This window comes from Mycobacterium asiaticum (assembly GCF_001673365.1).
In the GTDB taxonomy this organism is placed as follows: domain Bacteria; phylum Actinomycetota; class Actinomycetes; order Mycobacteriales; family Mycobacteriaceae; genus Mycobacterium; species Mycobacterium asiaticum_A.
On record NZ_LZLS01000185.1, the window covers coordinates 1 to 20465 of the forward strand.

The 20465-nt window shown below is 64.1% G+C and carries 19 protein-coding genes, 1 tRNA gene and 1 pseudogene; 15 read left to right on the forward strand and 6 right to left on the reverse strand.

Annotated features, from left to right (window positions below; translation table 11 throughout):
* The 7 genes and pseudogenes from A5634_RS20525 to A5634_RS20550 form a co-directional block, all read left to right on the forward strand.
* On the forward strand, window positions 1-1420 hold a 1420-nt coding region (locus tag A5634_RS20525; protein ID WP_065145865.1), incomplete at its 5' end, for a beta strand repeat-containing protein.
* Window positions 1421-1445: 25 nt separating this feature from the next.
* Window positions 1446-1935: pseudogene (locus tag A5634_RS30370) on the forward strand (PPE family protein); the annotation flags it as partial.
* Between the two features lie 116 nt (window positions 1936-2051).
* Window positions 2052-3320 carry a beta strand repeat-containing protein gene (locus A5634_RS20530; RefSeq protein ID WP_437339998.1) on the forward strand — a complete coding sequence of 423 codons (1269 nt, stop codon included), beginning with the start codon at window positions 2052-2054 and terminating at the stop codon, window positions 3318-3320.
* 260 nt (window positions 3321-3580) lie between these two features.
* The gene (locus A5634_RS20535) at window positions 3581-4759 is read left to right on the forward strand and encodes a PPE family protein (RefSeq protein WP_065145866.1); all 1179 of its coding nucleotides are present in this window, start codon (window positions 3581-3583) and stop codon (window positions 4757-4759) included.
* A 57-nt stretch (window positions 4760-4816) separates the two neighbouring features.
* Window positions 4817-5113, forward strand: coding sequence for a WXG100 family type VII secretion target (locus tag A5634_RS20540; RefSeq protein ID WP_065145867.1), 297 nt, complete (start codon window positions 4817-4819; stop codon window positions 5111-5113).
* Between the two features lie 14 nt (window positions 5114-5127).
* A complete protein-coding gene (locus A5634_RS20545) occupies window positions 5128-5412 on the forward strand; it encodes a WXG100 family type VII secretion target (RefSeq protein ID WP_065142966.1) in 285 nt (94 codons plus the stop codon).
* A 258-nt stretch (window positions 5413-5670) separates the two neighbouring features.
* The gene (locus A5634_RS20550) at window positions 5671-6852 is read left to right on the forward strand and encodes a PPE family protein (RefSeq protein WP_065145868.1); all 1182 of its coding nucleotides are present in this window, start codon (window positions 5671-5673) and stop codon (window positions 6850-6852) included.
* Between the two features lie 56 nt (window positions 6853-6908).
* Here A5634_RS20550 and A5634_RS20555 read toward each other — a convergent pair whose 3' ends face one another.
* Complete coding sequence (locus A5634_RS20555) at window positions 6909-7637, reverse strand: GAP family protein (protein ID WP_065145869.1); 729 nt, start codon at window positions 7635-7637, stop codon at window positions 6909-6911.
* Between the two features lie 612 nt (window positions 7638-8249).
* Here A5634_RS20555 and A5634_RS20560 point away from each other — a divergent pair.
* The 5 genes from A5634_RS20560 to A5634_RS20580 all read left to right on the forward strand — a co-directional run bounded on the left by A5634_RS20560 (window position 8250) and on the right by A5634_RS20580 (window position 12901).
* Window positions 8250-9785: a phospholipase C gene (locus tag A5634_RS20560; RefSeq protein WP_065145899.1), complete on the forward strand. Its 1536-nt coding sequence runs from the start codon at window positions 8250-8252 to the stop codon at window positions 9783-9785.
* Between the two features lie 164 nt (window positions 9786-9949).
* On the forward strand, window positions 9950-11491 hold the full coding sequence (locus A5634_RS20565) for a phospholipase C (RefSeq protein ID WP_065145900.1): 1542 nt from the start codon (window positions 9950-9952) through the stop codon (window positions 11489-11491).
* A 305-nt stretch (window positions 11492-11796) separates the two neighbouring features.
* A complete protein-coding gene (locus A5634_RS20570; protein WP_253861791.1) occupies window positions 11797-12126 on the forward strand; it encodes a hypothetical protein in 330 nt (109 codons plus the stop codon).
* Between the two features lie 134 nt (window positions 12127-12260).
* Complete coding sequence (locus A5634_RS20575) at window positions 12261-12554, forward strand: WXG100 family type VII secretion target (protein WP_081290557.1); 294 nt, start codon at window positions 12261-12263, stop codon at window positions 12552-12554.
* Window positions 12555-12616: 62 nt separating this feature from the next.
* Window positions 12617-12901, forward strand: coding sequence for a WXG100 family type VII secretion target (locus tag A5634_RS20580; RefSeq protein WP_065142966.1), 285 nt, complete (start codon window positions 12617-12619; stop codon window positions 12899-12901).
* A 122-nt stretch (window positions 12902-13023) separates the two neighbouring features.
* Here the strand turns inward: A5634_RS20580 and A5634_RS20585 are convergent, their stop codons facing one another.
* Entirely contained in the window at window positions 13024-15024 is a 2001-nt protein-coding gene (locus tag A5634_RS20585; RefSeq protein WP_065145872.1) for a TPM domain-containing protein, read from the reverse strand.
* An 82-nt stretch (window positions 15025-15106) separates the two neighbouring features.
* Here A5634_RS20585 and A5634_RS20590 point away from each other — a divergent pair, with 82 nt between their 5' ends.
* Together A5634_RS20590 and dnaG are read left to right on the forward strand one after the other, a co-directional pair.
* Window positions 15107-16372: a deoxyguanosinetriphosphate triphosphohydrolase gene (locus A5634_RS20590; protein ID WP_065145873.1), complete on the forward strand. Its 1266-nt coding sequence runs from the start codon at window positions 15107-15109 to the stop codon at window positions 16370-16372.
* A 29-nt stretch (window positions 16373-16401) separates the two neighbouring features.
* Window positions 16402-18375: a DNA primase gene (gene dnaG / locus A5634_RS20595; protein ID WP_065145874.1), complete on the forward strand. Its 1974-nt coding sequence runs from the start codon at window positions 16402-16404 to the stop codon at window positions 18373-18375.
* A gap of 8 nt (window positions 18376-18383) precedes the next feature.
* On the opposite strand, the gene A5634_RS20600 is transcribed toward dnaG, so the two are convergent.
* A complete protein-coding gene (locus A5634_RS20600) occupies window positions 18384-18674 on the reverse strand; it encodes a hypothetical protein (protein WP_081290561.1) in 291 nt (96 codons plus the stop codon).
* Between the two features lie 152 nt (window positions 18675-18826).
* Between A5634_RS20600 and A5634_RS20605 the strand changes: the two genes are divergently transcribed.
* Window positions 18827-18899: transfer RNA gene (locus A5634_RS20605), tRNA-Asn, on the forward strand.
* Window positions 18900-18924: 25 nt separating this feature from the next.
* Here the strand turns inward: A5634_RS20605 and A5634_RS20610 are convergent.
* The 3 genes from A5634_RS20610 to A5634_RS20620 all read right to left on the reverse strand — a co-directional run bounded on the left by A5634_RS20610 (window position 18925) and on the right by A5634_RS20620 (window position 20422).
* Window positions 18925-19248: an ANTAR domain-containing protein gene (locus tag A5634_RS20610; protein WP_065145876.1), complete on the reverse strand. Its 324-nt coding sequence runs from the start codon at window positions 19246-19248 to the stop codon at window positions 18925-18927.
* Window positions 19249-19549: 301 nt separating this feature from the next.
* A complete protein-coding gene (locus A5634_RS20615) occupies window positions 19550-19996 on the reverse strand; it encodes a DUF4395 domain-containing protein (RefSeq protein ID WP_065145877.1) in 447 nt (148 codons plus the stop codon).
* Between the two features lie 15 nt (window positions 19997-20011).
* On the reverse strand, window positions 20012-20422 hold the full coding sequence (locus A5634_RS20620) for a thioredoxin family protein (protein WP_437339999.1): 411 nt from the start codon (window positions 20420-20422) through the stop codon (window positions 20012-20014).
* Window positions 20423-20465: the final 43 nt, after the last annotated feature.

Consider the following 20465-nt stretch of genomic DNA (forward strand, 5'->3'; position numbering starts at 1 on the left):
GTATCACGGTGGGGTGTCGGCTGCGGCTGCGGCGTTGCAGTCGTGGCAGGGTGCGTTGCAGGGACTGCCCGCACTGTTGGGTTTGTCGGGATTGCTGGGTGCTGCTCAAGGTGCTCCCGCTGCGGCAGCGGCCGCCCCAGCGGCGGTGCTCGACGCTCTCACGGACCTCAACTTCAACCTGGGTTTTGGCAACATCGGCACGTTCAACCTCGGCAGTGGCAACATCGGCGACCTCAACTTGGGCAGCGGGAACAACAGCGCCTACTGGAACCTGGGCAGCGGCAACTACGGCGGCGAGAACTGGGGCGGCGGAAACATCGGTACCGCCAACACCGGTAGCGGCAACATCGGCGACTACAACTTCGGCAGCGGGAACTTCGGCAGCGGCAATATCGGTAGCGGCAACATCGGCAGCCTGAACTTTTTCGGCGGCGGAAACTTCGGCACGCTGAACTTTCTCGGTGGCGGCAACTACGGTGACTTCACCTTCGGCAGCGGAAACGTCGGTGACTTCAGCTTCGGCTTGGGTAACAACGGCGGCGTCGACGGCGCCAACAACCTCGGCTTCGGCAACCTGGGCAGCGGCAACATCGGCTTCGGCAACAAGGGCAACAGCAACATCGGTTTCGGGCTCACCGGTGACGGCCAGATCGGCTTCGGCGCCCTCAACACGGGCACCGGAAATATCGGCTTATTCAACTCGGGTAACAACAACATCGGTTTCTTCAACTCGGGCGACGGCAATGTCGGCTTCGGCAACTCGGGCAACGGAAACACCGGCTTCGGCAACTCGGGCAGTCTGAACACCGGTTTCTGGTGCTCCGGCGACTTCAACACCGGCTTCGGGCATGCGGGCAACGGAAACTTCGGCATCTTCGACGCGGGCAACTCGAACAGTGGCAGCTTCAACGCGGGCTGGGAGAACACCGGTTTCGGGAACGCGGGCGCCGGAAATACCGGCTTTTTGAACGCGGGTGACTCCAACACCGGCTTCATGAACGGCGGCAATATCAACACCGGTTTCTTCAACGGTGGGGACAGCAATACCGGGGGATTCAACGGCGGCAATCTCAATACCGGGTTCCTCAGCGCTTTGGACCAGCCCGTCCAGAACTCGGGCTTTGGGAACGTGGGAGTCGGCAGTTCGGGTTGGGGAAACACCGGTGGCATCGAGAACTCTGGTTTCTACAACACCGGCATCGGCAATTCGGGCTTCTCCAACTCCGGCCCCGCTATGATTCCCGGGTTCAACTCCGGCTTCGGAAACATCGGTACGCACAACGCCGGAATTTCCAATTCGGGTAATTCCCTCGCCGGCTACTCCAACTCTGGTAGCAACAGTTCGGGTGTCCTCAACTCCGGTGACGAGAACTCCGGCGGATTCAATTCCGGTAACCAACAATCAGGCTTCTTCCGTTAGCCGCAATTACTGAGGGGCAGTGAAGATGAGTTTTTGGGTGTTGCCGCCGGAGATTAATTCGTTGCGGATGTTTTCCGGTGCGGGGTCGGGGCCGATGGTGGAGGCGGCGGCGGCGTGGTCGGGGTTGGCGCAGGAGTTGGGGGCTGCGGCGGATTCGTTTGCGGCGGTGACCGCGGACTTGGTGGGTCAGGGTTGGCAGGGTTCGGCGGCGGCGGCGATGGCTGCGGCGGCGGCGCCGTATGCGGGGTGGTTGAGTGCGGCGGCGGCGCGGGCGGCGGGTGCGGCTGGGCAGGCTGATGCGGTGGTGAGTGCGTTTGAGGCGGCGCGGGCGGCGACGGTGCATCCGTTGGCGGTGGCGGGGAATCGGAATGCGTTTGTGCAGTTGGTGTTGTCGAATGTGTTTGGTCAGAATGCGCCGGCGATTGCTGCTGCGGAGGGTGTGTATGAGGAGTTTTGGGCTGCTGATGTAGCGGCGATGGTGGGGTATCACGGTGGGGTGTCGGCTGCGGCTGCGGCGTTGCAGTCGTGGCAGGGTGCGTTGCAGGGACTGCCCGCACTGTCGGGTTTGTCCGGGTTGGTGAGCGCCGTCCAGGGTGCCCCGGCGGCAGCCGCGGCCACGGCCGCCAGTGCCGTGCCGGCACAACTGCAAGGCATCAACTTAGGCCTTGGAAATATCGGCTCGCTGAATTTGGGCAGCGGCAACATTGGGGACACGAACCTCGGTAGCGGCAATATTGGCAACAGCAATCTCGGCACCGGCAATATCGGCGGCACTAACCTGGGTAGCGGCAATATTGGTGACATAAACCTAGGCAGCGGTAACACCGGCAATTTCAACTTGGGTAGCGGCAACGCCGGCAGCCAGAACCTGGGTAGTGGCAATATCGGCAGCGCCAACCTGGGGCTTGGCAACATCGGCAACACAAATGTTGGTAGCGGCAACATCGGAGACACCAACTTCGGCTCCGGAAACAACGGCAGCAACAACGTCGGCAGCGGTAATTTCGGCAGCAACAACTTCGGCTTCGGCAACTCGGGTAGCGGCAATATCGGCTTCGGCAACACCGGCAACAACAACATCGGATTCGGACTCAGCGGCGACAACCAGTTCGGGTTCGGCGCGTTGAATTCCGGAACCGGCAACGTCGGGCTGTTCAACTCCGGTAGCGGGAATATCGGCTTCTTCAACTCCGGCAGCGGTAACGTGGGTTTCGGGAACTCCGGCGTCGGAAACTTCGGGTTCGGCAACGCGGGCGACACCAACACCGGATTCTTCAATGGCGGCAGCGTCAACACCGGTGCCGGTAATGCCGGTGCCAGCAATTTTGGCTTCTTCGACTCAGGCAACTTCAATGCCGGCAGTTTCAACTCCGGCAACTCGAATACCAGCTTTGGGAACGCCGGCGATGTCAACAGCGGATTCCTCAATGCGGGAAATGTCAACTCGGGCTTCGGCAATGCCGGCAACGTCAACACCGGCTTTGCCAATGCCGGGGACACCAACACTGGCGCGTTCAACGCCGGCGGACTCAACACCGGGATCTTCGGCGCGACCACCCAGGCCGTCGCCAACTCGGGCTTCTTCAACCTCGGCACCGGCAACTCGGGCTTCGGCCACAACGATCCGACCGGCATCGGCAACTCAGGCATACAGAATGTCGGAGTTGGTAATTCGGGCTACGTCAATACCAGCACCTTGCTCGCACCGGGTGGTGTCGGCAACTCAGGGATGTTGAATACCGGTTACCAGAACGCTGGTATCTACAACGCGGCAGTTCAGAACGCGGGCCTCTTTATCGCGGGTATCCAGACCAGCGGCATCTTGAACTCGGGTACCGGAACTTCGGGCCTGGTCGTCTCGGGCGACGGGGTGTCCGGCATTTTCAGGGGTTTCTTCTAGAGCGCTTTAATTACCTATCGCTGGGCCGCCCAGGGTGGAATTATTTAAACGCGGCGTTGTCGAATTCATTGACGACGGGCCAGGCAGCCGGCTAGCCACCGTCACGGCGATGGGTCCGCTTCTACCAAATTCATAGAGAAGATTCGGCGAAAGTGCAGATTTTCACTGTGATCTGTCTTACGATCCGCGGGTGGAGTTGTGTTTTTGGGCTGTCACGGACACGTCGGCGCCGTTGACGCGGCTGACTGGTTGGGGTTGCGATGTTTCTTGATTTTGCGTGGTTGCCGCCGGAGATCAACTCGGCGCGGATTTTTGCCGGGGCCGGGTCTGGCCCGTTGCACGTAGCGGCGGCGGCTTGGGAGAGTCTGGCGGCGGATTTGGCGGCTTCGGCGGCCTCGTTCAATTCGGTGATCGTCGGCTTGGCCAGTGGTCCGTGGGCGGGCCCGGCGTCGGTGTCGATGGCTGCTGCGGCGACGCCTTATGTGGGCTGGTTGGATGCGGCGGCGACGCAGGCGCAGTCGGCGGCCGGGCAGGCGCGTGCGGCGGCGTCCTCGTTTGAGGCTGCGTTGACCGCGACGGTGCATCCCGCGGCGGTGGAGGCCAATCGGATTTCGTTGCTGACGTTGATCGCGACGAACTTCTTGGGGCTCAACACCCCGGCGATCTTCGCTAACGAGGCCGACTATGTCGAGATGTGGGCGCGTGACGTCGGCGCGATGGTCGGCTACCAGTCCGGAGCGACGGCCGTGGCCGCCAGCCTGACACCGTTTGCTCTTCCGCCATTCGACTTGGCGGGGTTGGCGGCGGGCGTCGGCGCCGAGGTCACCGGGCTGGCTACATCGGCATCGGCCGCGGTAAGCCCGTTGGTCCAGGGAGCCGTGATGGGCGGCTCGGCGCTGGCGACCGGGGCGCAGTCCTTGATGTCCGGAGCTCCGATTCAGGCCGTGATGTCGGTGGCCCAGATGGGCGCGATGCCGGCCAGCATGTTGATGGGTCCGTTGATGCAGTTGGGGCAGACGGCGAACGCCGGAGCGGCCGGATTGGTCGGTGCTACCGAAGGGCTGACCGACGTGCCGAAATTCGTGGGTGACGTCGCCCCGGGGCTGAAGGGCTTGGGCGGCGCGGCCGGCATGGGCGCCGGTATGGCCGGCGATCTGGGTAAGGCGCACCTGGTCGGTGCGATGTCGGTGCCGCCGACCTGGCAGGGTTCGGTGCCCAAGGCGATGGCCAGCTCGGCGATGGCGGGGCTGGGCATGAACCCTGCGGCAATGGCACAAGCCGCCGGGGCCACCGGCACGGGCATGATGCCGATGCCGATGCCGATGGGTGCCGGTGGTGCCGCGGGCGGTATGGCCGGCGGCATGATGGGCCGCGGCGGTGCGGCTGCGCATGTGGTGCAGAACCGGCCGAGCGTGATCCCGCGAACGGGCGTGGGATAAGTCGAGAATTTCGGCACCGCTTGAGATTCGATGCAGTTTCTAGGAAAGGAAAACGCAGTGGCTACTCGGTTTATGACGGATCCGCACGCGATGCGGGCCATGGCTGGACGTTTCGAAGCGCACGCTCAGACCGTTGAGGACGAGGCCCGCCGGATGTGGGCATCGGCGCAGAACATCTCGGGCGCTGGCTGGAGCGGTCTGGCGTCGACCACCTCGCTGGACACGATGGGCCAGATGAACACCGCATTCCGCAACATCGTGAACATGCTGCACGGGGTGCGCGACGGGTTGGTTCGCGACGCGAACAACTACGAGCAGCAAGAGCAGGCCTCCCAGCAGATCCTCAGCAGCTAGAAAGGGCTCCCACGATGACGATCAATTACCAGTTCGGCGACGTCGACGCCCACGGTGCGCTGATCCGCGCCCAGGCCGCCAACTTGGAGGCCGAGCACCAGGCCATCGTTCGCGATGTGCTGGCTGCCGGTGACTTCTGGGGCGGCGCCGGTTCGGTGGCTTGCCAGGAGTTCATCGCCCAGTTGGGTCGTAACTTCCAGGTGATCTACGAGCAGGCCAACGCTCACGGCCAGAAGGTGCAGTCCGCCGGCAACAACATGGCGCAGACCGACAGCGCCGTCGGCTCCAGCTGGGCCTAGCTACCTGACCACGAGCACGAGTGACGCAGCGGGTCATGCGTTATTCGTGCTCGTGGCATGTCCGGGAGCGAATATACTGACCAAGTAACTCACTCGAATCCGCGCGCTGATTACCTGGTGTACGGGTTTTCCGTAGAGCCCGAACGTTGGCGTGGATTGTTTGAGATCCCAGCCCGGGGAGGGCTTGCGGGTGGGGTCGCATTGATTTGATGGGTTGTTGTTGGTGCCGTTGACGCGGCTGGCAGGTTTGGGGTTGCGATGATTTTGGATTTTGCGTGGTTGCCGCCGGAGATCAACTCGGCGCGGATTTTTGCCGGGGCCGGGTCTGGCCCGTTGCATGTAGCGGCGGCGGCTTGGGAGAGTCTGGCGGCGGATTTGGCGGCTTCGGCGGCCTCGTTTGATTCGGTGATCGTCGGTTTGGCCAGTGGTCCGTGGGCGGGTCCGGCGTCGGTGTCGATGGCTGCTGCGGCGACGCCGTATGTGGGCTGGTTGGATGCGGCGGCGACGCAGGCGGCGTCGGCGGCTGGGCAGGCGCGTGCGGCGGCGTCGTCGTTTGAGGCTGCGTTGACCGCGACGGTGCATCCTGCGGCGGTGGAGGCCAATCGGATTTCGTTGCTGACGTTGATCGCGACGAACTTCTTGGGGTTCAACACCCCGGCGATCTTCGCTAATGAGGCCGACTATCTCGAGATGTGGGCGCAAGATGTCGGCGCGATGGTCGGCTATCACGGCGGCGCGACCGCCGTGGCCGCCAGCTTGACACCATTCGCCGTGCCGCCGGTGGACTTGGCCGGGCTGGCTGCAGGAGTGGGTGCGCAGTTCACCGGTTTGGCCACGTCGGCGTCCGCGGCGATGAGTCCGCTGATTCAGGGCGCTACCGCGGCCGCGCCGGGTCTAGTGGCCGGTGTGCAATCCGCCGCCGCAGCGGTGCCATTGGAATCCGTCATGGGAGTGGCCCAGATGGGCGCGATGCCGGCCAGCATGTTGATGGGTCCGTTGATGCAGTTGGGCCAGACGGCAAATGTCGGCACAGCCGGACTGGCGGGGGCTACGGCGGCCGGCTTGGCCGACATGCCGAAATTGGCCGGAGACATCGCGCCGATGAAGGGCTTGGGCGGTGCCGGACTCGGCGCCGGAATGGGCGGAAGCCTGGGTAATGCTCGGCTGGTAGGTGCGATGTCGGTGCCACCGACTTGGCAGGGCTCAGTGCCCAAGGCCATGGGCAGCGCCGCCATGGCGGGCCTGGGTACCCAGGCCGCGGAGATGGCGCAGGCAGCGGGAGCTACCGGCGGTATGGGTGGTATGCCGATGATGCCGATGCCCATGGGTGCCGGCGGTGCCGGAGCGGGCATGCCCGGCGGCATGATGGGTCGCGGCGGTGCGAGTCCGCACGTGGTCCAGAACCGGCCGAGCGTGATCCCGCGCAGCGGAGTCGGATAACCGCGAAGTTTTGAGCAAGGGCGCGGGTGACGGATGTCGCCCGCGCTTTTGTCTGCCTAGATGTGGCCCAGGCCCCGGGATATCAGAAACGCACCGAGCAGGCCGATCACCACAGCAAAAACCTGCTGTCGACGCGCCTTGGCCCACTGGTTCACCACGGCCATTACCCGATCGGTTTTGGCCGGCGCGGCCAGCTGGCTGACGAGCGGGAGTTCGATGAAGCTCAGCGCTACCAGGGTGTACATGCCGGCAGCGCCGATCTGGGTACCCACCGCGACACCTGAGGCCACGATTGCGGTAAGCGCGGCCAGGAATCGGAAGTCCACCAACATCGCCACTCCGAGGATGAACGACACACCCAGCGGTCTGGCCTGCAGAGCATCGTGGACGCGCGTCGACAGTCGCGAGATTGTCGAAGGCGCGCGCATCGGCTGCGGGGGTGCGACGGGCATGGCCAGTCGCGCACGCTGGCGTGGTGATAGGCCCGCGGCGGTCGCTGCGACGAGCAGCGCCACGGCGCCAATTGCGATCTGGAGGTGCCCCGCCGTGCTGGTGGCGGTGGCCAGTTGTACGCGATGCATTGTGGTCAAGGCGAAGTCGCGCAGACCGAACAGGACACCGATGGTTAGTACGACACTGATTGCCATGCCACCGAGCCAGAACGCCACCAACGGTCCCACGGCCCACCGCGATCCGGTTGGTCGCGAGGACAGCACCACGCTGACGCCGATCCGGACCGGATCTGCGGTCGCCACAAGAGCTAACACCAGCACCGTGAGCCACATGGGAACGGACGCTACAACCGTACTCAGGTGTTACGGAACCCGTTTAGCAGCACCGATTTTTTCATCACGACCGAGTAACCCGAACAGCCAATCTTTTCTGGCGCGGAATTAAGAGAACTAACACCGCCAGTACGCTCCGACTGGGCGTGCTAAGGGCAGTTGACCTCGCATAATGCGCGTATCGTCGGCAGTCCGATGCACCGGAAAATGGCTGTATGAGAAATCGATTAGGAATATCGGATTAGATAAATTTTTCCTTCGAGGACCATTACTTGACGATTATCCCGCGCGTACCGTCCGGTGCTGGTAACGCGTGACGCACGGCAAGGTTTGCGCGAAAACCCTTCTGTCGGTGCGAGCCGTCTCCGCCCAAGCCCGTGAAGCTGGCCGGCATCGACTGCGGCACAAGGCAATTCAACGAACGAACGAACCGGTCCGGGGGGAAAATGGGCAACGCGCCGCAACCCTGATGCGATCTTAATCACGTTTGCTGGCTGACGAAACTTCGCGACACGCCGGTCACGTATCGGGGCTGTCCAGGGCCGTAACTATACCGTGATCTGAAATGTGGTCAGAGAGGTCGAATCAGTGATCGAAAACCCGCTGCGGGGAATGTCCCGTCGGGAGTTCATGGCAAAACTTTCCGGGGCCGGCGCCGCCGCGTTGATGACCGACATCGCTGCCCCGGTGATCGAAAAGGCTTACGGCGCAGGGCCTTGCTCGGGCCATTTGACCGACATCGAGCACATTGTGCTGCTGATGCAGGAAAATCGTTCCTACGATCATTACTTCGGAACGTTGTCGAGCACGCGCGGGTTCAACGAGGCGTCGCCCGCCTTTGCGCAGAAGGGCTGGAACCCGGCGAGCCAGGCGCTGGACCCGGCGGGTATCACCATGCCATTCCGGCTCGACACCACCCGCGGCCCGTTGCTGGACGGCGAGTGCGTCAACGACCCCGAACACCAGTGGGCGGCGATGCACCATTCGTGGAACGGCGGCGCCAACGACAACTGGTTGCCGGCGCAGGCGGAAACCCGTACCGGGCCCTACGTCCCGATGACGATGGGTTACTACACGCGCAAAGACATTCCGATCCATTACTTGCTGGCTGACACGTTCACGATGTGCGACAACTACCATTGCTCGCTGTTGACCGGCACGCTGCCGAACAGGCTTTACTGGCTCAGCGCCTGGAATGACCCAGTCGGCGCAAATGGTGGACCACAACTCGTCGAGCCCGGCTTTTTGCCGCTGCATCAGTACAGCTGGACCATCATGCCGGAAAACCTCGAGCAGGCCGGCGTTAGTTGGAAGGTTTACCAGAACAAAGACGCAGGGCGATTCATCAATACTCCAATCAGCAACAACGGATTGGTGCAGGCGTTCAAGCAGTCGGGTAATCCGAGGTCCAACCTGGCCCGCTACGGCATCGCCCCGAACTATCCGTTTGATTTCGCCGCCGACGTCAAAGCCAACCGGCTACCCCAGGTTTCCTGGTTGGTCCCGAACTTCATCCAGTCCGAACACCCCGCGCTGCCGGTCGCGCTCGGTGCGATCGCCATGGTGACGGCGTTGCGGATCCTGCTTTCCAATCCGGCGGTATGGGAAAAAACTGCCCTGATCATCAGCTACGACGAAAACGGCGGGTTCTTCGATCACGTCGTTCCGCCGACGGCGCCGCCCGGGACGCCCGGGGAGTGGGTGACCGTCCCAGACATCAACGCCGTGGCGGGGTCCGGGGGCATCCGCGGGCCGCTTGGGCTGGGTTTCCGCGTCCCCTGCATCGTCATGTCGCCGTTGAGTCGTGGTGGCCTGATGGCACATGAAGTCTTCGACCACACGTCGCAACTGAAATTGATGCGCGCTCGCTTCGGCGTGCCGGTGCCCAATCTGACCCAATGGCGAGACACCACGGTTGGTGACATGACCTCGGCGTTCAATTTCGGCTCCCCGCCGAATCCATCGAAACCGCACTTGAGCCACCCATTGCTGGCCGCGGTCCCGAAGCTGCCGCAGTGCATTCCCAACGTGGTGTTAGGAACGACCGACGGGGTGCTGCCTTCCATCCCGTATCGAGTGCCCTATCCGCAGAGCATGCCCACGCAGGAAACCCAACCGGTGCGGGGGACTGCCAGCGGGCCTTGCTGATAAGAAATTGCTTCCGGCGAGTAATGGCGCTGTATAGCAATTAGTAATAACGACACGCCGTCGGGGTATCGGGCCGATCGCGGCCGCGTCTATACCGTGATCTGAAAGCGGCGCAAAGGAGCCGTCAGGGAGGGCGTGTGGGGACCGAACACCCGGTCGACGGAATGACCCGTCGGCAATTCTTGGCGAAAGCCGCCGCCGCCACCACCGCGGGTGCCTTTATGGATCTGGCCGGTCCGATTATTGAAAAGGCTTATGGCGCCGGTCCGTGCAGCGGCCATTTGACCGACATCGAACACATTGTGTTGCTGATGCAGGAAAATCGGTCATACGACCATTACTTCGGCACGCTGTCGGGCACCCACGGCTTTTCCGATCCCAACGCGCTACCCGGAGTTTTCGCGCAGAAAGGCTGGAACCCGGCCACGCAGGCGAACGACCCGACAGGGACGACGCTGCCGTTCCGATTCGACACCACCCGGGGTCCGCTGGTCGCCGGCGAATGCGTGAACGACCCGGACCACAGCTGGAGCGGCATGCACCAGGCCTGGAACAACGGGTTGAACGACGGCTGGTTACCCGCGCAAGCCCAACGCACTCCGCTACAAGGCAACACGCCCGTCACGATGGGGTACTACACCCGCGCCGACATCCCGATTCATCATCTGCTCGCCGACACCTTCACGATCTGTGACCACTACTTCTCTTCGCTGCTGGGCGGGACCACGCCCAATCGGCTGTATTGGATGAGCGCTTGGATCGACCCGGACGGCACCCACGGCGGGCCGGTACTGGTAGAGCCCAACATCCAGCCGCTGCAGCGGTACAGCTGGGAGATCATGCCCGATCGCCTGGAAGCTGCCGCCGTCAGCTGGAAGGTCTATCAAAACAAGCTGTTGGGGCCGCTCAACAACACGGTGATCGGGTACAACGGGCTGGTCAACGACTTCAAGCAGGCGGCGGATCCGCGGTCCAACCTGGCCCGCTTCGGCATCGCCCCGACTTACCCGATGGACTTCTTCTCCGACGTCAGAAACAACCGGCTGCCAAAGGTTTCCTGGCTGCTTCCCGGCTTCCTGCTGTCGGAGCACCCAGCCTTTCCGGTCTCGATCGGGGCGGTCGGCATCGTCGACGCGCTGCGAATTCTGCTGTCCAACCCGGCGGTGTGGGAGAAGACGGCGCTGATCGTCAACTACGACGAGAACGGTGGCTTCTTCGACCATGTGGTCCCCCCGACGTCACCGCCGGGCACGCCGGGCGAATATGTCACCGTCGCCGACATCAACTCGGTCGACGGTTCCGGCGGCATCCGGGGACCGATTGGTCTGGGCTTCAGGGTGCCGTGCTTCGTCATTTCGCCGTACAGTCGCGGCCCGATGATGGTCCATGACGTCTTCGACCACACGTCCACGTTGAAACTGATCAGCACGCGCTTCGGGGTGCCGGTGCCCAACCTCAGCCAGTGGCGTGACCAGACGGTCAAGGATATGACGTCGACGTTCAACTTCGCCGTGCCACCGAATGCGTCGAAACCGAACTTGGACCATCCCCGGCTCAAGGCATTGCCGAAACTGCCGCAGTGTGTTCCGAATGCGATTTTAGGTACGACAACGAAGACATCCATTCCCTATCGGGTGCCGTTCCCGCAGGCGATGCCAACCCAGGAAACGCAGCCCGCGCGGGGGATTCCCAGCGGTCTGTGCTGATTGCCGGCGCCGAACTTGGCGCCGCGGGCCAAGGCTGCTCCCGGGAGCAGAAGTCCCTGTTCGCCACCGGTTTCGCCTTCGGTTCAGGCAGACGCGAAGTTGACCGCTGGCCGCCGCGCGACGCTCCCGGCGAGCTACCGACCCCAAAGCGGGGTCGTAACGGAGTTGTAGAGACGGTGAAATCCGCAAATTGGCCGATATTGAGGCCCGGATTGGCTTACTATGCGAGGGCTTGGTGGTGTGTACTTGCTACTGAGCGATGTTGTATCGACTCGACACTTGAAAGAAGTTTGAAAGGGGACACCGTGCTTTTGCCACTTGGTCCGCCCTTGCCACCCGACTCTGTCGCGGCGAAAAAAGGCGAGTCAGGCATGCTCGGCGGACTATCGGTTCCGCTCAGTTGGGGCACGGCTGTACCACCAGACGACTACGACCACTGGGCCAAGGAGTCTGAATCAGGTGTCGAAGAAGTCGTCGTGGTGCCCGGCGCGGTCGATCCGGAACCGATCGAGCCTGGCAACGACGAGTGGGATGAGTGGGCAGAGTGGAAACAGTGGGAAGCGGAGAACGCCGAGCCACGTTTCGAGATGCCACGCGGTAGCAGCGTGGTCCCGCATTCGCCGGCAGCCGGTTGAGAGAAAGGGTCGAGACTGTCGATGTCTACGGGTGATTAGCGGTTTCGGATCCGCCGAAATCGGTAGTCACATCAATCAACCTTTGATTGAGAAATCCAAGTGATACGTCCACAAATCAAAAGGAGATAAGCAACATGGCACGCTTTATGACTGACCCGCACGCAATGCGGGACATGGCGGGTCGCTTTGAGGTGCACGCTCAGACCGTCGAAGACGAGTCTCGTCGCATGTTCGCCTCCTCGCAGAACATTTCCGGCGCTGGCTGGAGTGGTCTGGCCGAGGCCACCTCGATGGACACCGTGGGCCAGATGAACCAGGCCTTCCGCAACATTGTGAACATGCTGCACGGTGTGCGTGACGGGTTGATCCGTGACGCCAACAACTACGAGCAGCAAGAGCAGGCTTCGCAGCAGATCCTCAGCAGCTAGCCATTTGGCGGCGTAAGCCGCTGCAGCCAAACAACTTTCACAGACTAAGGAGAACAGGTTCGATGACGATTAACTACCAGTTCGGTGACGTCGACGCCCACGGTGCGCTGATCCGCGCCCAGGCCGCCAACTTGGAGGCCGAGCACCAGGCCATCGTTCGCGATGTGCTGGCTGCCGGTGACTTCTGGGGCGGCGCCGGTTCGGTGGCTTGCCAGGAGTTCATCGCCCAGTTGGGTCGTAACTTCCAGGTGATCTACGAGCAGGCCAACGCTCACGGCCAGAAGGTCCAGAGCGCCGGCAACAACATGGCGCAGACCGACAGCGCCGTCGGGTCCAGCTGGGCCTGAGAGAAGTTCTCGGTTCTCGGCGGCGCACCGGTTCCCGGTGCGCCTCCCGCGACCGAATTACTGCGCACGTCTACGCGCGGCAAATGCCGCGAGTGGGCGTGCGCAGTTCTTTTTAGCGAGACTCAGAATCGGCCGCCGCCACCCATGAACCCGCCGCCGGACGAGCCGCCCGAATTGGACGAACCGCCGAACGACGTCGGACTCCACCCGCCGAACCCACCGCGCAGGCCCCCGCTGAGCAGGTCGCCGATGATGATGCCGCCCAGTATCGCGCCGGTATTGCTGTCGGCGCGTCGAGTGTAGGCGCGCTGTGTCGACTGCACGTCTGCATTGGCCAGCGACTGCGCCTGGGCGGCCAGCGTCGATGCGCCGTTGGCGTAGGCGATCGCTTCGGTCAGGTTCGACGACCTTCTGGCGTGCGCGGCCTCGAGTTGTCGCTTAGCCTCGGCGAGCCGGGTGCGCGCCTCGGGCCCGATGCTGCCGCGCCGCGTGTCGATGTACTCCGAGACCGCACGTACTCGTGACTCCGCGGTAAACAGCGCCTGCTCGAATGACCGGTTGAGCCGTTCGGCATTGGCCTGCTCCTGGGCAACGGTGGTGAGCAGCTGGTTGAGCTCCGCGTCAGCTTTGGTCAGCCGGGCGAACGCACTGAGCGGATCGGCGGCGCCGCGACCACGGCCGGCGCCGTCCACGGCCCTGGCTGCGGCGTCCCGCGCGGCGATCAGCTCGCCGGCGTGCGACGACCTGTTCGTTTGCGCCCGATGCAGCTGATCGTTGGCACGCTTGATGGCTGTCTGGATCTCGGCAAGCACCGACGGCAGGTTTGCGACGGCATGCCGGATGTCGCTGTCTGCGCTGTCCACCGCATCGAGCAGCGAGCGCGCCTGCCCGAGCGCCGATTCGGCGGCCCGCACCGCGTCCACCAGACGACTCTGCTGTCCGCTTACCGCCCTGTCCGCCAGGTCGCGAGCGGCGCTGATGTTGCGGTCGGCGAACTCCAGTCGTTCTCTGGCAGTTGCGACGTTGCCGGCAATGGAAGCCAGTGCGGCGGCGCCGAATTCATTGTTCAACTCCACCAGCCGTTGGTCGGATGGATCGACCCGAGTGGTCAGCTCGACGTAGCGCTGGGTCAGCGCATCGAGCCGGGATGGCGCGTTGATCACCAGATCGCGCAGTTGCTCGAACGCTTCGGTTTGCGATTCCAGCTCGCGGTCGGCGGTGGCGGCCGAAACGATCACCCGGGTGAGCAGCTCACGACGCTCTGCGGGGGTCTCGGGTCTGCTGTCATCGAGTTGCTGGCGCACGTTGAACGCTTGCGCCAGGGCAGCTTTGGCATTGTTGAGCGCCTGGATGAAGCCTGCGGTCCGCTGTTCGCCGAACTCCTCGATCGCCAGCGCGAGTTCGTTGGAACTGGTGCGTACCGCGTTGTCGACCTCCACCACTTTCGACCGGGACAGGTCATCGAGGATGTCCAACGGCACGGCGGCGAGCGCCGTTGCGTCGGTGGGATCCACCCGCCGCGCCGCGGCGAAGGCGTCCGCGCGCCGACGTCGTGCTCGACGGCGCATCACCACCAGCAAGATGACCACTGCGAGCACAATGGCCCCGAGCACCCCCAGCAGCACGTAACGGCTCGTCGAGCTGGGAGACACATTCAGCCCGTTGGCCGCGGCGATGGCCGCGCCACTCCAATCGCCTCGACCCAGCGCGGGTTCGATCTCGTTGTGCCGCAAGTCATCGACCTGTTTCGCGCTGACGCCCTGAACGCCGTTAGGCACCAGAAAGGCGTAAGCGCGGTCGACGGTGGCCACCGCCAGCACCGCGTCGTAGTTGCCGAGATCGCTGGTCCGGTAAGTGCGCTGCGCCCAGTTCTGCCCGCTTTGCCCGGAGAAGTTGTCGACGTAAACCACCCACAGGCGGACGCGCCGGTCGCCGTAGAGCTTGATGACGGCCGAGTTGACCGCGGCGCGCTCGGCGTCGGAGAGCACGTGAGCGTTGTCGGTGACGTAGCCCGGCAACCGGAAGGGGGGCTGCGCGCCGGCCGACGGCGCCAATAGCAGCCCGTCGCTGAGCCCCACGGTGATGATCGTCAAGAACACGCCGAGCAGGCGAGCAATGCGCATACGTCAATCTATCTCCGGCCGGTGACACTGCGGGTCTGGTGTCGCAGGGCGAACAGGTCCGGCCCTGGCAGACTGTGGTTCGGTGAGTACCGATCAGCAAGACCCCTACGACGACTTCGACCGTGCCCGGCGGGTACTCGAAGCGCCCAAAACCGCGGGTCTGCCGGGCACTGAAGGTCAACACCGCACGGACTTCGCTCGCGATCGGGCCCGCGTACTGCACAGCGCGGCGTTGCGTCGGCTGGCCGACAAGACGCAGGTGGTCGGTCCCCGGGAAGGGGACACCCCGCGCACCCGCCTGACGCACTCGCTGGAAGTCGCCCAGATCGGGCGCGGCATGGCCATTGCCTTGGGTTGCGACCTGGACCTCGTTGAGCTGGCGGGCCTCGCACACGACATCGGACATCCACCCTACGGCCACAACGGTGAGCGGGCGCTCGATGAGCTCGCCGCCACCTACGGTGGTTTCGAGGGCAATGCGCAGAACTTCCGCATTCTGACCAGCCTTGAGCCCAAAGTTCTTGATGCGCAAGGAAACAGCGCGGGCCTGAACCTGACTCGAGCCGCGCTGGACGCGGTCACCAAGTATCCGTGGCAGCGCACCTACGGTGAGCGCAAATTCGGCTTCTACCAGGACGACAGCGACGCGGCCGAGTGGGTTAGGCAAGGCGCCCCGGCGGGACGTACCTGCCTGGAAGCGCAGGTGATGGACTGGGCCGACGACGTCGCTTATTCCGTGCACGACGTCGAAGACGGCGTGGTTTCACAACGCATCGACTTGCGCGTGCTTGCCGACGAGGACGAGGCGGCGGCCTTGGCCAAGCTGGGGGAGCGGGAATTTCCTCGGGTCGGCGCGGACGAGTTGATGGAGGCCGCACGGCGGCTTGCCGCGCTGCCGGTGGTTGCGGCGGTGGGCAAGTACGACGCCACCCTGACCGCGGCGGTCGCGCTGAAACGGTTGACCAGCGAGTTGGTCGGCCGGTTCGCCACCGCAGCGATCGCCACCACCCGCGCCGCGGCCGGGACCGGGCCGCTGGTGCGCTATCGCGCCGACTTGCAGGTGCCTGACATGGTCCGCGCCGAGGTCGCGCTGCTCAAAATCTTGGCGCTGCAGTTCATCATGTCCGACCCGCGGCACCTTCAGACCCAGGCCGCGCAGCGCGAACGCATCCGCCGGGTGGCGCAGTGGCTGCAGGCGGGTGCTCCCCAAACTCTCGATCCGGTGTATGCCGCCGCCTTCAACAGCGCCACCGACGACGGCGCCCGACTGCGCGTGATCGTCGACCAGATCGCTTCCTACACCGAGGGCCGTTTGGAACGAGTCGACTCCGGTGAGCGGCCCGGCTAGTAGTCCGGGCAACGGCTTACACTGAGCGCGTGTCGAGTCCGGCGGGTCCCAGAGATACGGGCCGGTCCGGCGGGCGGTCCAGGATCTCCGATCGCGACATCGCCGCCATCCGGGAAGGCGCTCGGATCGAGGACGTGGTCGGCGACTACGTCCAATTGAGGCGCGCCGGAGCCGACTCGATGAAGGGTCTGTGCCCGTTCCACAACGAGAAGTCGCCGTCATTTCATGTGCGGCCCAATCACGGCCACTTCCACTGCTTCGGTTGTGGTGAGGGCGGCGACGTATATGCCTTCATCCAGAAGATCGAACACGTCACCTTCGTCGAGGCCGTCGAATTGCTGGCCGACCGGATCGGGCACACGATCAGCTACACCGGTTCGGCCACCAGCGTCCAGCGCGACCGCGGCAGCCGCAGCAGGCTCATCGCCGCCAACGCCGCCGCGGCAGAGTTCTACGCGCAGGCGTTGCAGTCCGACGAGGCGGCACCCGCCCGGCAGTATTTGACCGAGCGCAGCTTCGACGGCGACGCAGCCCGCAGGTTCGGCTGCGGATTCGCTCCCTCGGGTTGGGATAAACTGACAAAACACCTGCAGCGCAAAGGTTTTGAGTTCAAGGAACTCGAAGCCGCGGGCCTGTCCCGACAAGGGCGTCGCGGCCCGATGGACCGGTTCCACCGACGACTGCTCTGGCCCATCCGCACCTCGGCCGGTGAGGTGATCGGGTTCGGCGCCCGGCGACTGTTCGACGACGACCCCATGGAAGCCAAGTACGTCAACACCCCCGAGACGCTGCTGTACAAGAAATCTTCGGTGATGTTCGGGATCGACCTGGCCAAACGTGACATCGCCAAAGGACACCAGGCGGTGGTGGTCGAGGGCTACACCGACGTGATGGCCATGCATCTGGCCGGGGTCACCACCGCCGTCGCGTCGTGCGGCACCGCGTTCGGTGAGGACCACCTGGGGATGTTGCGCCGGTTGATGATGGACGACAGTTTCTTCCGCGGTGAGTTGATCTATGTTTTCGACGGCGACGAAGCCGGTAAGGCCGCCGCGCTCAAGGCCTTTGACGGTGAACAGAACCTGGCGGGCCAGTCGTTCGTGGCGGTCGCGCCCGACGGCATGGACCCGTGCGACCTGCGGCTGCGTTCCGGCGACGGTGCGCTTCGCGACCTGGTGGCGCGGCGAACTCCGTTGTTCGAGTTCGCCATTCGCACCGCGTTGGGCGAGATGAACCTGGACAGCGCCGAGGGCCGGGTGGCGGCGCTGCGACGCTGCGTGCCGATGGTCGGACAGATCAAGGACCCGACGCTGCGCGACGAATACGCCCGGCAGTTGGCCGGCTGGGTCGGCTGGGACGACGTCGCCCAGGTCATCGACCGGGTCCGCGGCGAAGCCAAAAAGTCCAGGAGCCCCGCCCAAAGCGGCGCCGGCCCGAAGACGCGCCGGAACTCACAGGAACCCGCTGAGTCCTCCGCTGACGCCGTCTCCTCGGCGCCCGGTGCTGCCCGGCCAGACCCGCGCGACCCGACCCTGTGGCCGCAGCGTGAGGCGCTCAAATCCGCGTTGCAGTACCCGGCGCTAGCCGGACCGGTCTTCGATGCTCTGACCGTGGAGAGTTTCACCCATCCCGGTTACGCCGCGGTGCGGGCGGCCATCGAGGCCGCCGGTGGCACTTCGATCGGAGTCAGCGGGGCGCAATGGCTGGACATGGTGCGCCAACAGACCGGCACGGCGCTGACCGCCGGGCTGGTCAGCGAACTCGGGGTGGAGAGCATCCGGGCCGACGACGAGCAGTTGCCGCGCTATATCTCCGGGGTGTTGGCACGTCTGCAGGAGGTGTGGATGGGCCGACAGATCGCCGAGGTGAAGTCCAAGCTGCAGCGCATGTCACCGATCGAGCAAGGCGACGAGTATCACGCCCTGTTCGGCGACCTGGTCGCGATGGAGGCGTACCGGCGCAGCCTGTTGCAGCAGGCCAGCGGCGACGATCTCACCGCCTGAACACCGCCTCAGCGCGCGGCGTTGACCGGCGGCTCTAAGTCCGCTTCGACGGTCTCGTCTGGCCGCTGGCTCCGGCGTTCGATGATGCTCGTCTGCTCGTCGATCTCGGCAAGCGTCACAAAACCCGTATCGGGTGAAATCCGATTCGCGATCTTGCGCCGGCCCCCTTCGATCATCGATCTGGCGATGGGACTTGCGGTCAGCGCGCGATAGGTGCCAGCGATCTGCTCGTAGCGGCGACGTCCCGCTTTGGTGCCCAATACGTAACCAACGCCCAACACGGCGACATACCCGATCAAAACGATCCCTCCGAGACGAACTGCGTTGGTCCCATCCTGCCTCATCCGGACGGGATTGGCCGCGCCCGCTCTAGTTGGGTCCGATTGGGTCCAGCCTTGCCAGTACGCTAGAGTCGTCCCGCGGTCAGCACCAGCGTTCGCTGGACTGATAGTCCCCTGTAGCTCAACTGGCAGAGCATTCGGCTGTTAACCGAAGGGTTGAAGGTTCGAGTCCTTCCGGGGGAGCCGATGGCCGGAATTCGGTCCGGCGTCAAGGCTCCCGGTCAATCCGTTGCCCCTCGGCATCGGTGATCGACCGCAACTCCTCGGCCCACTCCCGTCGGGCACTTTCCTCGGCCGCGGCGCCAACCGCCGGCGCATCGGCATGCTCACTGGCCAGGCTCACCAATGCTCCCGCCATGGCGAAAAGCGGCACCCGGTGCCGCTCGCTGGCGGCGAGCAACTCGCGGAAGGCGGTTTGGGTGCTACAGCGGCGCCAACCGACCAGAATCCCGACCGCGGTGTCGATGAACCGGGTCGCCTCTGCCCGGCCAGGACTGCTGAACTGTTGCTGGGTTTCCAGCTTCTCGCTCATGCGTCGATGTCCTGTCCTTCGTCGATGAAGTCAGCGAATGCGTTGTGGTGCAATCCTTTACACACCCGCGAGGCGTCAGGGGATCAACAACGATAGCCCGGCGCGCGCGGCAGCACGAAGCGTGGCCCATGGACATGACGGGACCCGATGCACAAGTGTCACTGTAGGATATCCTGCCGCTTCTCGGCGCATTTGAAAGCATTTGGTTCACAAGCGATTTAACTCTTGTTCTGCGGTCGCGCGCGGTAGTGTGGCACTGTCGGCAAGGCGAATCCGTTCCGGCCCTTTGGTATTGGTTTAATCAGAGCACCGGGGCGCGGCGGAACCGCGCGACCAACGGGTACATCTGGCAGCCGAGGCAGATGCCGAAAGCAGCATTGAGGAACGCGGCGAACAGGGCAAATGCGGTGGCGATCTCGCCAACCAGCGGCAGCCCCGCCGCAAAGCCGATTACCCCGGCCACCGCGAAAATCAACCCAACCAACTGGGCGAACTTCAGCGGTGCCACGGGCTCACGTTCGCTGACCGGACTTAACCGCGGCGCCACCAGCTTGGCGAACACCAACCCGTACGGGCTGTTGCGGGGTCCGCGTACGGCGCTGATGGCGAACACGACGGCCTGGGCGGCAAGAAGCACCGCCGCGGCCGGCACGCTGAACACCGAAACCACCAGCGTGAGCACCAGCACCGTGGTGGTGATCCACGCCGCGAATCGCGGGCCCCGCACGTCGACTTGGCTGCTGGACAATTGTGTTCCTCTCGCTCAGAGTTCTGAGGTCAGCAACGGCCGCAACGCCGTTTGCAGGTCAGCGGCCTTCGGTACGCCCGCGGTGCGGTAACGCTGCCGGCCGTCGGCATCGAAGATGAACGTGGTGGGCAGCGACAGCACCGACAACCGTTTGGCGCTGGTGGGGTTCGCGTCGATGTCCAATTCGACGTGTGCCACCTCAGGAAGATCGGCACACACTTGATCGACCACGCGACGCACCGCGGCACATGGGCCACACCATTCGGCACTGAAATGCACCACAGTCGGACCGGTAGCGGACAGGCCGAGGTCAGAGTTGTCCTGTTGCGCGTTCACGGGTGCTTTTGCGTCGCGCAACACGCCGGAACGGCGTCTTACCGCCACACCGATGACGCTGGCACACCCCAGTGCCGCGCCGATCGCCATTCCCACGATCACGGCAGAACTCACGAGCACACCAACGCTTTCC

Bases quoted from the DNA above. Each gene is read 5' to 3' on its own strand.
- A5634_RS20575 (WP_081290557.1), top strand. From the start codon at position 12,261: ATGGCACGCTTTATGACTGACCCGCACGCAATGCGGGACATGGCGGGT.
- A5634_RS20585 (WP_065145872.1), bottom strand. From the start codon at position 15,024: ATGCGCATTGCTCGCCTGCTCGGCGTGTTCTTGACGATCATCACCGTG.
- A5634_RS20620 (WP_437339999.1), bottom strand. From the start codon at position 20,422: ATGGCGATCGGCGCGGCACTGGGGTGTGCCAGCGTCATCGGTGTGGCG.
- A5634_RS20610 (WP_065145876.1), bottom strand. From the start codon at position 19,248: ATGAGCGAGAAGCTGGAAACCCAGCAACAGTTCAGCAGTCCTGGCCGG.
- A5634_RS20555 (WP_065145869.1), bottom strand. From the start codon at position 7,637: ATGTGGCTCACGGTGCTGGTGTTAGCTCTTGTGGCGACCGCAGATCCG.
- A5634_RS20565 (WP_065145900.1), top strand. From the start codon at position 9,950: ATGACCCGTCGGCAATTCTTGGCGAAAGCCGCCGCCGCCACCACCGCG.
- A5634_RS20550 (WP_065145868.1), top strand. From the start codon at position 5,671: ATGATTTTGGATTTTGCGTGGTTGCCGCCGGAGATCAACTCGGCGCGG.
- A5634_RS20580 (WP_065142966.1), top strand. From the start codon at position 12,617: ATGACGATTAACTACCAGTTCGGTGACGTCGACGCCCACGGTGCGCTG.
- A5634_RS20560 (WP_065145899.1), top strand. From the start codon at position 8,250: ATGTCCCGTCGGGAGTTCATGGCAAAACTTTCCGGGGCCGGCGCCGCC.
- A5634_RS20535 (WP_065145866.1), top strand. From the start codon at position 3,581: ATGTTTCTTGATTTTGCGTGGTTGCCGCCGGAGATCAACTCGGCGCGG.
- A5634_RS20545 (WP_065142966.1), top strand. From the start codon at position 5,128: ATGACGATCAATTACCAGTTCGGCGACGTCGACGCCCACGGTGCGCTG.